The sequence below is a fragment of the Pseudomonas frederiksbergensis genome (assembly GCF_017114915.1).
GTDB lineage: Bacteria > Pseudomonadota > Gammaproteobacteria > Pseudomonadales > Pseudomonadaceae > Aquipseudomonas > Aquipseudomonas frederiksbergensis_I.
The window spans coordinates 24490-36381 of sequence record NZ_JAAUOE010000028.1 but is presented as its reverse complement, the minus strand read 5'-3'; the positions used below and the strand labels follow the sequence as shown (position 1 = coordinate 36381).

Sequence of the window (11892 nt, the reverse complement as noted above, 5' to 3'; positions counted from 1 at the left end):
GCGATGAGTACCGACGAAAAACGTATCCGCGAATTTGCCTATCAAATCTGGGAGTCCGAAGGAAAACCCGTGGGCCAGGAAGCCCGCCATTGGGAGATGGCCTGCAAACTCGCCGAGGCCGAAGCGCTGGCGCCCGGCAAGTCACCGAAAGCGAGCGGCAGCAAAACCGCCGGCGCCAAGGCCGCTGCCAGCAAGCCCGACGGCAAGCTGGTCAATGCCAAAGGCATCGAAACCAAACCCCGTGCCAAGCCCAAAGCCAAACCCGTCGCCGCTTCGGCAGTGGTCCCGCCGGGCGAAAAAGCCACCGTGAAAAAGCCTCGCGCCGCGCGTAAACCACCCGCGGTCTGACGCTTCGCTGCTTTGTCCTGATTGACTTCGTGGCGAACCTCTCGCCACCGGGAGCGCATTCGCCCTCGAAAAAAATACGTTGCAGGAGCGCCTATGACCCGTCCAAAGAAAACCGCGCCCGACCCTCCTGTCGAGGCCTCGCGAATCCGTGAAGGCCTGCCCTTCCCGCTCGGCGCGACCTGGGATGGCCTGGGGGTCAATTTCGCGCTGTTTTCGGCTCATGCGACCAGGGTCGAACTGTGCATCTTCGACGATGCCGGCGAGGTGGAACTGGAGCGTATCGAGCTACCGGAATACACCGACGAGATCTACCACGGCTACTTGCCCGATGCCCACCCGGGGTTGATCTACGGCTATCGCGTCTACGGTCCGTACGACCCGGCCAACGGTCATCGCTTCAACCCGAACAAACTGCTGATCGACCCCTACGCCAAACAATTGGTCGGCCAACTGAAATGGTCCGAAGCCTTGTTCGGCTTCACCATCGGCCACCCCGATGCTGACCTCAGTTTCGATGAACGGGACAGCGCGCCCTTCGTGCCCAAATGCAAAGTGATCGACCCGGCCCACACCTGGGGCCATGACCATCGAGTCAGCGTGCCATGGGACAAAACGATCATTTATGAGACGCACGTACGCGGCTTCAGCATGCGGCACCCCGCCGTTCCCGAGAACCTGCGCGGCACCTTCGCCGGGTTGATGGTCGATGACGTGCTCGAACACATCCGCAAGCTCGGCGTGTCGACCGTGGAATTGCTGCCCATCCATGCCTTCGTCAATGACCAGCATCTGCTGCACAAAGGCATGACCAATTATTGGGGTTACAACAGCATCGCGTTCTTTGCCCCGGACCCGCGCTACCTGGCCAGCGGCAAGATCGCCGAGTTCAAGGAGATGGTCGCGCACCTGCACGACGCCAATCTGGAAGTGATCCTCGACGTGGTCTACAACCACACCGCCGAAGGCAACGAGCAAGGCCCGACCCTGTCCATGCGCGGCATCGACAACGCCTCTTATTACCGCTTGAGGCCCGACGACAAACGCTACTACATCAACGACTCCGGAACCGGCAATACCCTGGACCTGAGCCACCCGTGCGTGCTGCAAATGGTCACCGACTCCCTGCGTTACTGGGCCACGGAAATGCACGTGGACGGCTTCCGCTTCGACCTGGCAACCATCCTCGGCCGCTACCACGACGGCTTCGACGAGCGTCACAGCTTCCTCGTGGCTTGCCGTCAGGACCCGGTGCTGCGCCAGGTGAAGTTGATTTCCGAGTCCTGGGACTGTGGCCCCGGCGGTTATCAGGTCGGCAACTTCCCGCCGGGCTGGGTCGAATGGAACGACAAATTCCGCGACACCGTGCGCGCATTCTGGAAAGGCGACGACGGCCAGCTCGCCGACTTCGCCAGCCGCATGACCGCTTCCGGTGAGATGTTCAACCAGCGTGGCCGTCGGCCGTATGCCTCGCTGAACTTCATCACCGCCCATGACGGCTTCACCCTCAACGATCTGGTGTCGTACAACGACAAACACAACGAAGCCAACGATGAGGACAATCAGGACGGCAGCAACAACAACCTGTCCTGGAACCACGGTGTCGAAGGCCCCACCGACGATCCCGAAATCAACGCTTTGCGCCAGCGGCAAATGCGCAACTTCTTCGCCACGTTGCTGCTGGCTCAGGGCACACCGATGCTGGTGGCCGGCGACGAGTTCGCCCGCACCCAGGAAGGCAACAACAATGCCTATTGCCAGGACAGCGAAATCGGTTGGGTCAATTGGGACCTGAGCGAAGACGGCAAGGCCCTGCTCAAGTTCGTCAAACGCCTGATCAAGTTGCGCCTGGCCTACCCGATCCTGCGGCGCGGGCGTTTCCTGGTGGGCAATTACAACGAAGACATCGGCGTCAAAGACGTGACCTGGCTGGATCCGGACGGTAACGAAATGAGTACCGAGCAATGGGAGGAAGGCCACGGCCGCTGCCTGGGCATCCTGCTCGATGGTCGCGCCCAGGAAACCGGCATTCGCCGCAAGGGCGCCGACGCGACCCTGCTGCTGGTGGTCAACGCCCACCATGACATCGTCAACTTTCTGCTGCCGGAAGTGCCCGACGGCGGTTTCTGGACGTGCATGATCGACACCAATCAACCGTCGATTCGGGGCCAGGAACGCTTCGAGTTCGGTCGCCAATACTCAGTCACCGGCCGTTCGCTGTTGCTGTTCGAATTGCAGCATGAGGAAGAAGAGTGACGCACCTGTAGGAGCGGGCTTGCCCGCGAAGACGCCGGTACAGTCAACATTGATGTTGCCTGACACACCGCTTTTCGCGGGCAAGCCCGCTCCAGGATTAAAAAAACCGCATCAGACCAAAGGCTGAGGCGACGAATTGCGCCACTTGAGCAATACTCTACCCGCGGCAATCCAGGGTTCGGAGCGCTGCACATTGCTATCTACCCGCCTTCACGGGTCTGCCAGGCTTGCGCCCTTGCAAGCATTGCGCATGACTGAGGGCCAGACAGAACAAGGACGTAGCGCCTATGAAACCGGTTTCCATCAGCGAAAACAGCTTGCCTGCGCAGATCTGGAACAGCGCGCCGCAACTGGACAACATCCCTGTCATCAATACCGAAACGCTGGTCCCGGCCGGGGCTCGCGCGGTGGTGATCGCGCCGCATCCCGGCGATGAAGTGGTGACCTGCGGTGGCCTGCTGCAACTGCTGTGCGCCCTCGGTCATCCGCTGCAATTGATCTCGATCACCGACGGCAGCGCCAGCCATCCGGGCTCGCGACAGTGGTCGCAGAAACGCCTGAGTGTGTTCCGCCCCCAGGAAAGCGTCGAAGCCTTGCGCCGGCTCGGGTTGCCGATGCACAGCCTGAAGTGGATTCGCGGCGGCTTCGCCGACAACGCTCTGGCCGAGCGGGAATCGGAGTTGACCCGATTCATCGTCCGCTACCTGCGCCCCGGCGATGTGGTATTCACCACCTGGCGCGAAGACGGCAACATCGACCACGACACCGTCGGTCGGGCCAGCGCCAGGGCAGCGGCCCTGGTCGGGGCGACGCTCAATGAAATACCGGTGTGGGCGTGGCACTGGCCGATGCGCGATCACGGGCTGATCCCCTGGCAGCGCGCACGCAAGCTACGCCTCGACACCTGGACCGTCGCGCGCAAAAGCCACGCCACCCATGCCTACGCCAGCCAACTCGACGGCGAGCCAGCGATCGGCATCGCCCCAATGCTGCCCCGAGTGCTTCTGGAGCGCATGCGTTTGCCGTATGAAATTGTGTTTGTCTGACTGCCCGGCGCTCACCAAACGCCAATCCAATGTAGGAGCGGGCTTGCCCGCGAAGGCGGTGTACCAAGCAACATTAATGTCGGCTGACACAGCCCCTTCGCGGGCAAGCCCGCTCCTACAGATTGGTGTCGCTCATTGGAACTGCTCGCCCACGCATCAGTCGCATACATACAGCAGCCCTGATTCAGAGGAGTGAACGTGACACGCGATGCCGAACGCCAAACCGCCGAATCAGCGCCATCGAACACGCCCCCGGCAATTCAGCGGCTCAGAGTGCTGACGGTCAATACTCACAAGGGTTTCACCGCCCTCAACCGACGCTTCATCCTCCCGGAACTGCGCGAAGCAGTACGCAGTACGTCGGCGGACCTGGTGTTTCTGCAAGAAGTGGTTGGTGAACACGACCGGCATTCTTCCCGTTACAACGACTGGCCACCGACCTCGCAGTACGAGTTCCTGGCCGACAGCATGTGGAGCGATTTCGCTTACGGTCGCAACGCGGTCTACCCCGACGGTCACCACGGTAATGCCCTGTTGTCGAAATACCCGATTCGCGAATTTCGCAACCTCGATGTCTCAATTACCGGTCCCGAGCGACGTGGATTGCTGCACTGCGTGCTGGATGTGCCGGGCCATGCCGAGGTTCACGCCATTTGCGTGCACCTGAGTCTGTTGGAAAGCCATCGGCAACTCCAACTGCAGTTGCTCTGCCTATTGCTCGATTCTCTGCCCGACGATGCCCCGGTCATCATTGCCGGCGACTTCAACGACTGGCAGTTGCAAGGCAACGCCGCCCTCGCCCGACGCGACTACCTGCATGAGGCCTTCGAACGCCACCATGGCCGGCCGGCGAAAACTTACCCGGCGCGCTTCCCCCTGCTGCGCCTGGACCGCATCTACCTGCGCAATGCCAGCAGTCATGAACCGCGAATACTCGGCCACAAACCCTGGACGCACCTGTCGGACCATTTGCCGCTGGCGGTGGAGGTGCGCCTGTAAAAACGTCAATCGACAGGCGCCAGGCGCTGGCGCTTGCAACAGTAAAAATGACAGCAACAACGTGCCAGCCCTGCTCATCAACTAAACACCGATCACCCATCGAGCAACCGATAGCCCGCTACCAAACACGTCTGGGCCGCCCCTTTCGGAATGATTTTTCGCACAAACAACAACTTAGATACATGCCAAATTTCAGTCACTTACAGACACTAAAATAGCCATACCACTTATCGGCCATTTTCTTGACGCAGACTCGCCGGTCTTCTTAGCTAATCCTTACTACCCCCGGAAATCCATCAGGGGCAAGCCTCCAGACACCTGTAAAAACGGGCGGGTCGGACCTTGCCTCAATCCATTCGGTCGCCCCTCATTCGGGGTAGGAGAGACGCCACAGCGAGATACGCATGCGATTGCAAGGTAGCCCTCCATGAGAACTTCATTCACCCCACAAGAGATAAAAATCACTTTTTGCGTCGTCTCGGGTTCACTCCTGCTGTGCTCATCCATGGAGGTGCGAGCGTCGCCTTCCGAGGACGAAACAACGCCCTGGTACAACCAACAACTGCCGACACTCACCTTACCCTTCGGCTCCACCACGTATCCCGGCCGCTTCCCCGTCAACCCCGACCTGCAAAGCTCGCGCCTGACGATCGAAGACGCAGCGCCTTCGGCCTGGGACCGCGTCTACGGGCCAGCGTCGCGGCAGGCCCAGGCCGATTATCTGGCCCAGGGTGCTATCTCTGGCGCCAGCGAATTCAAGGCTCCGGCGCTCCTGACCGTGCAAAGCAACAGCGGCCATACCCAACGGGTCGGGCTGATCGGCGGCACCGCGCAATTCCAGGGCAACGAAAACGGCCTGCTGACCAGCCACGCCCTCGCCGATCCAGCCCATGACACGCTCAACCTTCAAGGCCAAAGTCTTGGCGCCTACTGGAGCCTGACCGCTCCTCAAGGCTGGCACGTTGACTTGACGGCCAGCGGCGGCCGGGTCACCGGTTACAGCCGCAACGACCAGGGCGCGCGGCAAGCCACCGAAGGCAGCGCGGTGACGTTTTCGGTGGAAGGTGGTTTTCCCATTGGTCTTGGCGATAACTGGGTGGTCGAACCCCAGGCACAGTTGATCAATCAACGCATCACGCTGGACACCCCCTATTCCGGGTCGGGCAATGCCTCGTCCAGTGACCTGACGTCCTGGAGCGGGCGGGTCGGTGCGCGCTTGAAAGGCAGTTACGACATTAACGGCCTGCCGATCGAACCCTATGTGCGGACCAACGTGTGGCACACGGTATACACCGGCAATAGCGTGAGCCTGGATCAGGTCGACAAAATCAGCAGCAGCCGCAAGTCATCGACGGTGGATGTGGGTCTGGGGTTGGTGGCCAGGGTAACGCCTCTGGTCAGCCTGTACATCAGCGCCGATTACAGCAGTGACGTGGATGACAATGATTTGAACGGCTTGATTGGCAGCCTTGGGGTGCGGATGCGGTGGTGAGGCCTGGCCGATGATCGTTGTGATGATCGTTCCCACGCGCAGCAAAGGGATGCCTCAATGGACGCTCTGCGTCCGCTCTTGGGACGCGGAGCGTCCCGGGCTGCATCCCTTTGCTGCGCGTGGGAACGATCAGGTCAGGAGGATCAGGATCCTAACCCTCCGGACGGAGGATCAACACCGCCAACGGAGGCAAATTCAACACAAGTGACAGCGCCTGACCATGGCTCGGCTCTTCCTCGGTGAGCACACCGCCGCCATTGCCGTAATTCGACCCGGCGTAAGTGTCGGAATCGCTGTTGATCAACTCGATCCAGCGCCCGGCAAACGGTACGCCCACGCGGTAGGACTGACGCGGCACCGGGGTGAAGTTGGCCACCACCAACACCGGCCGCCCCTCCTTGCTCCAGCGCAGCCAGGCATAGACGCTGTTGAGCGCGTCATCGCCGATCAACCACTGGAAACCTTGCGGGGCATCGTCCTGGTCATGCAGCGCCGGCTCTTCGCGATACAACCGATTCAAGTCGCCGACCAGTTTGCGCACCCCTTGGTGTTCAGGGTATTGCAGCAGATACCAGTCCAGTTGCTGATCGTGATTCCACTCACGCCACTGGCCGAATTCGCAGCCCATGAACAACAGCTTCTTGCCCGGATGCGTCCACATGAAGCTCAGATACGCCCGCAGGTTGGCAAATTTCTGCCAGCGGTCGCCGGGCATCTTGTCGATCAGCGAATGCTTGCCGTGCACCACTTCGTCATGGGAAATCGGCAGGATGAAGCGCTCGGACCAGGCATACACCAGGCCGAAACTCAGTTCATTGTGATGATGGGCGCGGTACACCGGATCCTGCTGAATGTAATGCAGCGAATCGTGCATCCAGCCCATGTTCCATTTATAGGCAAAACCCAACCCGCCCTGTTGCGTACTCTGGCTGACACCCGGCCACGCCGTGGATTCTTCGGCAATCACCAGTGCGCCCGGCGTTTCCAGGGCTACCACGTCATTGAGATGGCGCAGGAAATCGATGGCCTCCAGGTTCTCCCGACCGCCGTGACGGTTGGGCACCCATTCGCCGGCCTTGCGTGAGTAATCGCGATACAGCATCGAGGCCACCGCGTCGACCCGCAGACCATCGACGTGGAAATGTTTCAGCCAATGCAGCGCCGACGCCAGCATATAACCATGCACCTCGGTGCGGCCCAGGTTATAAATCAGCGTGTCCCAGTCCTGATGAAAGCCCTCCATCGGGTTGCCGTATTCGTACAACGCGGTGCCGTCGAACTGCGCCAGGCCGTGGGTATCGGTGGGGAAATGCGCCGGCACCCAATCGAGGATCACGCCGATCTCGGCCCGGTGACAGGCATTGACGAAAGCGGCGAATTCATCCGGCGTGCCGTAACGGGCGCTCGGGGCGAATTGCGACAGCAGTTGATAACCCCACGAGCCACCGAACGGATGCTCCATGATCGGCATCAGCTCGATATGGGTAAAACCCAGCTCTTTCACATAAGGAATCAGCCGCTCGGCCAACTCGGGCCAGGTGTACTGACGGGCGACTTCGCCCAGATCATCCAGCTCGCATTGCCAGGAACCGGCGTGCAACTCGTAGATCGACAGCGGCGCACTGGTGCGCTGACGCTCGCCCCGCGACAGCATCCAGTCCTGATCCTGCCAGTCGATTCTCAACGGTGAGGCGACTTTCGAGGCGGTGTCTGGCGGCAGCGCGGTGGCAAGGGCCACCGGGTCGGCCTTGAGCGGCAGAATGCCGTGAGCCCCGAGGATTTCGTATTTGTAGGCCTCCCCCGCTTGCAGGCGCGGGATGAACAACTCCCAGACCCCGGAAGGATGACGCAGGCGCATCGGATGCCGGCGACCGTCCCAGACGTTGAAATCGCCGACCACCGAGACCCTTTTGGCGTTCGGCGCCCACACGGCGAAGCGCACACCCTCCACGCCATCGACCGTCTTCAACTGTGCACCGAGGCAACTGCTCAGATCCCGGTGATTGCCCTCGGCGAACAGGTACAAGTCCATCTCGCCGAGTAACGGGCCAAAGCTGTAAGGGTCCTCGGCGAGTTGCTCGCCACCGGCCCAACGGGTTCGCAACAGATAGGGCCGGGCCCGCTCGAAGTGCCCGACGAACAGCCCCGGGGTTTGGGTGGTTTCAAGGCTGCCGAGCTCTTCCCCGGATTCCTTGTCCACCACCTGGACGCTCAAGGCATCCGGCAGATAAGCCCGGATGAATTGCCCGCCAGCACCATCGCCGTGCGGGCCGAGGATTGCGAATGGATCCTGATGTTCGGCGCGTACCAATGCGTCGATGTCCCGCGCCCCGGGTAGCAGCGCCTCTTTAACGTGCCCCTGTTCCTTGTTCAAGAAACTCATGACTACTCTCCACCAAGATCGGAAAAGGGTTTAAGCCCGCTCAATAATCCATATAAACCGTGTAACGGCACGGGCAGCCACGTGGGGCGATTTTCCGCCTCATAGGCCACTTCATATGCCGCCTTCTCCAGACCGAACAACGCCAGCGCGGCGTCCTCCCCTTCAGGATCTTGCCATGCATGAGCAAGACTAGCTGCCGCCAGCCGATAAGCGTCGACAAATGCTTGCCGCGCCTCTTTTAAATAACGATCGGCGACCCGTTGACGCGCCGCCTGGGCATCGGCGGTGTTATCGACATTGTGTACGTTAATCGCCATCGCCGCGGCGTAATCGAAGGAGCGCAACACGCCGCTGACGTCTTTGTACGGGCTGTGTTTGCCCCGTCGTTCGTGTAGCGGTCGCGCCGGTTCGCCTTCGAAATCGATCAGGTAGGCATCGCCCTTGATTACCAGTACTTGCCCCAGGTGCAAGTCGCCGTGGACGCGGATACGCAAACCGCCGACAGCCTTTTTGGCCAGTACCTGAACATGGCTGAGGATGGCTTTTTTGTTGTCCAGTAATCGACTGACCAACGCTTGATCCGCCGTACTCAATTCAGTTTGATGCTGCTTGAGCAACGTCAGTGCGTGTTCCAGTTGAGCCGCCACAGCCTTGGCCGAGGCCAGCGCATCTTTCTGGCTGGTGATTTGTGGAGCGAAGTCCGGGTTGGCGCTCGGAGTCGCCAGCACCTGATGCATTTCCCCCAGTCGCTGGCCGAGCATACCGGCGAAATCCTTCAGCTCGCCGAGGGCATTGTAGTGCTGTTCCTGCTCGGACACGGCATCGGCGAGTTCGTCGCGAAGCGCCCGCTCGAGGTTGTTCTGGGTCCACTCCCACGCATCGCCCTGATTGCTCAAGTAGCCTTGGGCGATCATCAACAGCGTGTCCTCGCCCGCCGCATCGCGACGAATCACCGCCCCCAGCAGCGGCGAAATATTCTGGAAACCGGCGTGGGTCAGGTACGCGCTCATTTCCAGTTCCGGGTGCACCCCTGACGCGACCTTGCGGATCAGCTTCAGCACCAGGCTGGCGCCGATCACCACCGAACTGTTGGATTGCTCGGCGGACAGGTAACGCACCTCCGACTCGGCGCTCAGCCCCAGTTTTGCCAATTCGTCGGTTGGCTCGAAACGGATCTCGCCACCGTCCGACGGCAACACCGTGCTGGCCTGCAGCCCCTGCAACACCGCATGAACAAAGCTGTCGAGGCTGAAGGCGTCGGTGATCAAACCGACCTGCCGACCGCGCCGAACCCTGGCCAGCGCCAATTGCTGGGGCAAGGCCGCGCCGACGTGCTCCTCGGAAATAAAGCCGAAAGGCAACTGATAGCGGCTGGTCTGGCCAGCGCTGGTGACGTCGATTTCACTGAGCAGCACCGGATGCTGCGGATCGCCGAAGCGCACGCCGTAAGCGAGATTGACGCTGTCGATGGTGCCATCCTTGCCGGCGAACCAGCGGCGATTCTGCAACCAGCTCGGCAGAATGCCCTGCTCCAGCGTGTGGCGGGATGGCGCTTCGAGCAGTTCCTCCATGCGTTTTTTCAGCACCAGGGTGGTGAAGTCCGGCAGGCTTTGCGCCGGCTCCACATGCCAGCTCGGCATCTGGTTCTCCGCCGCCAGGCCGAACCAATAGAAGCCGTAAGGCGCCAGCGTCAGCAGGAAATTCAACTGGCCAATGGGCGGAAACGCGTTGCCGCCGAGCATCTCCACCGGAACCATGCCGACATAGGCCGACAAATCCAGTTCCGCCGCTTGCGCGCTGCGGGACACGTTGGCCACGCACAGAATGATCTCGTGCTTGCCGTCCGGACCGGTGAATTCGCGGGTATACGCCAGAATCCGCCGATTGCTCGGCGAAAGCATTTTCAGCGTGCCGCGACCGAAGGCCTTGGACTGCTTGCGCACCGCGAGCAGGCGCCGGTTCCAGTTCAGCAGCGAATGGGGGTCGCCGGCCTGAGTTTCGACATTGACCGACAGGTAGCCGTACAGCGGGTCCATGATTGGCGGCAACACCAGGCTGGCCGGGTCGGCGCGAGAGAAGCCACCGTTACGGTCGATGGACCACTGCATCGGCGTACGCACCCCGTCGCGATCGCCCAGGTAGATGTTGTCGCCCATGCCGATTTCATCGCCGTAATACAGGGTCGGCGTGCCGGGCATCGACAGCAGCAGGCTGTTGAGCAGCTCCACGCGACGACGATCGCGTTCCATCAATGGCGCCAGGCGTCGACGAATCCCCAGGTTGATCCGCGCCCGACGGTCGGCCGCGTAGTAATTCCACAGGTAATCACGCTCCCGGTCGGTGACCATTTCCAGGGTCAGCTCATCGTGGTTGCGCAGGAAAATCGCCCACTGGCAATTGGCAGGAATTTCCGGGGTCTGGCGCAGAATGTCGGTGATCGGAAAGCGATCTTCCTGGGCCAACGCCATGTACATGCGCGGCATCAGCGGGAAATGAAAGGCCATGTGGCATTCATCGCCGTTCTGGCCTTTGGCGTCGGTGTTTCCAAAATACAGCTGAGTGTCTTCCGGCCACTGATTGGCCTCGGCCAGCAGCATGCGGTCGGGGTAATTGGCGTCGATCTCGGCACGGATCTGCTTGAGGACGTCATGGGTCTCGGGGAGGTTTTCGTTGTTGGTGCCGTCGCGCTCGATCAGGTACGGAATCGCGTCCAGCCGCAGGCCGTCGATGCCCATGTCGAGCCAATAACGCATCACCGACAGCACCGCTTTCATCACTTGCGGGTTGTCGAAGTTGAGGTCCGGCTGGTGGGAATAGAAACGGTGCCAGAAGTATTGACCGGCCACCGGGTCCCAGGTCCAGTTGGACTTTTCGGTGTCGAGAAAGATGATGCGGGTGCCGTCGTATTTCTGATCGTTATCGGACCAGACGTAGAAGTCGCGGGCCGCCGAGCCGGGTTTGGCTTTGCGCGCGCGCTGAAACCAGGGGTGCTGGTCCGAGGTGTGGTTGATGACCAGTTCGGTAATCACCCGCAGTCCGCGTTTGTGGGCCTGGGAAATGAAGCGCTTGGCATCGGCCAGGGTGCCGTAGTCGGGGTGCACGCCACGGTATTCGGCGATGTCATAACCGTCATCGCGCCGTGGCGAGGGGTAGAACGGCAACAGCCAGATGGTGTTGACGCCCAGGTCGGCGATGTAATCGAGTTTGGCGATAAGGCCGGGAAAGTCGCCGATTCCGTCATTGTTGGAGTCAAAAAAAGACTTAACGTGAACCTGGTAAATCACCGCGTCCTTGTACCAGAGCGGGTCCTTGATGAAGGTGGCTGACCTGGGTTTCTTCGCCATTTTTAACTCCTGTCGAGACTGGATAAC

At 60.8% G+C, this 11892-nt stretch carries 7 protein-coding genes; 5 read left to right on the top strand and 2 right to left on the bottom strand.

Translation table 11 applies throughout. From position 1 onward, the window contains the following. The first annotated feature begins 3 nt into the window (after positions 1 to 3). The 5 genes from HCU66_RS19140 (at position 4) to HCU66_RS19120 (ending at position 6138) form a co-directional block, all read left to right on the top strand. On the top strand, positions 4 to 348 hold the full coding sequence (locus HCU66_RS19140; RefSeq protein WP_205889949.1) for a DUF2934 domain-containing protein: 345 nt from the start codon (positions 4 to 6) through the stop codon (positions 346 to 348). Between the two features lie 93 nt (positions 349 to 441). Beyond that, positions 442 to 2601: a glycogen debranching protein GlgX gene (gene glgX / locus HCU66_RS19135; protein WP_205889948.1), complete on the top strand. Its 2160-nt coding sequence runs from the start codon at positions 442 to 444 to the stop codon at positions 2599 to 2601. 287 nt (positions 2602 to 2888) lie between these two features. Beyond that, positions 2889 to 3647 carry a PIG-L deacetylase family protein gene (locus tag HCU66_RS19130; protein ID WP_205889947.1) on the top strand — a complete coding sequence of 253 codons (759 nt, stop codon included), beginning with the start codon at positions 2889 to 2891 and terminating at the stop codon, positions 3645 to 3647. A 198-nt stretch (positions 3648 to 3845) separates the two neighbouring features. Beyond that, a complete protein-coding gene (locus tag HCU66_RS19125; protein ID WP_205889946.1) occupies positions 3846 to 4646 on the top strand; it encodes an endonuclease/exonuclease/phosphatase family protein in 801 nt (266 codons plus the stop codon). A 427-nt stretch (positions 4647 to 5073) separates the two neighbouring features. Then, complete coding sequence (locus HCU66_RS19120; RefSeq protein WP_205889945.1) at positions 5074 to 6138, top strand: autotransporter domain-containing protein; 1065 nt, start codon at positions 5074 to 5076, stop codon at positions 6136 to 6138. 151 nt (positions 6139 to 6289) lie between these two features. On the opposite strand, the gene glgB is transcribed toward HCU66_RS19120, so the two are convergent. Then, positions 6290 to 8521 (bottom strand): 1,4-alpha-glucan branching protein GlgB, encoded by a 2232-nt coding sequence (gene glgB / locus HCU66_RS19115; protein WP_205889944.1) that lies wholly within the window; start codon positions 8519 to 8521, stop codon positions 6290 to 6292. Positions 8522 to 8523: 2 nt separating this feature from the next. Further along, a complete protein-coding gene (gene treS / locus HCU66_RS19110; protein ID WP_205889943.1) occupies positions 8524 to 11865 on the bottom strand; it encodes a maltose alpha-D-glucosyltransferase in 3342 nt (1113 codons plus the stop codon). Positions 11866 to 11892 lie beyond the last annotated feature (27 nt).

Coding starts and splice junctions, on each gene's coding strand:
- glgX (WP_205889948.1), top strand. CDS start 442: ATGACCCGTCCAAAGAAAACCGCGCCCGACCCTCCTGTCGAGGCCTCG.
- HCU66_RS19140 (WP_205889949.1), top strand. CDS start 4: ATGAGTACCGACGAAAAACGTATCCGCGAATTTGCCTATCAAATCTGG.
- HCU66_RS19120 (WP_205889945.1), top strand. CDS start 5,074: ATGAGAACTTCATTCACCCCACAAGAGATAAAAATCACTTTTTGCGTC.
- HCU66_RS19130 (WP_205889947.1), top strand. CDS start 2,889: ATGAAACCGGTTTCCATCAGCGAAAACAGCTTGCCTGCGCAGATCTGG.
- glgB (WP_205889944.1), bottom strand. CDS start 8,521: ATGAGTTTCTTGAACAAGGAACAGGGGCACGTTAAAGAGGCGCTGCTA.
- treS (WP_205889943.1), bottom strand. CDS start 11,865: ATGGCGAAGAAACCCAGGTCAGCCACCTTCATCAAGGACCCGCTCTGG.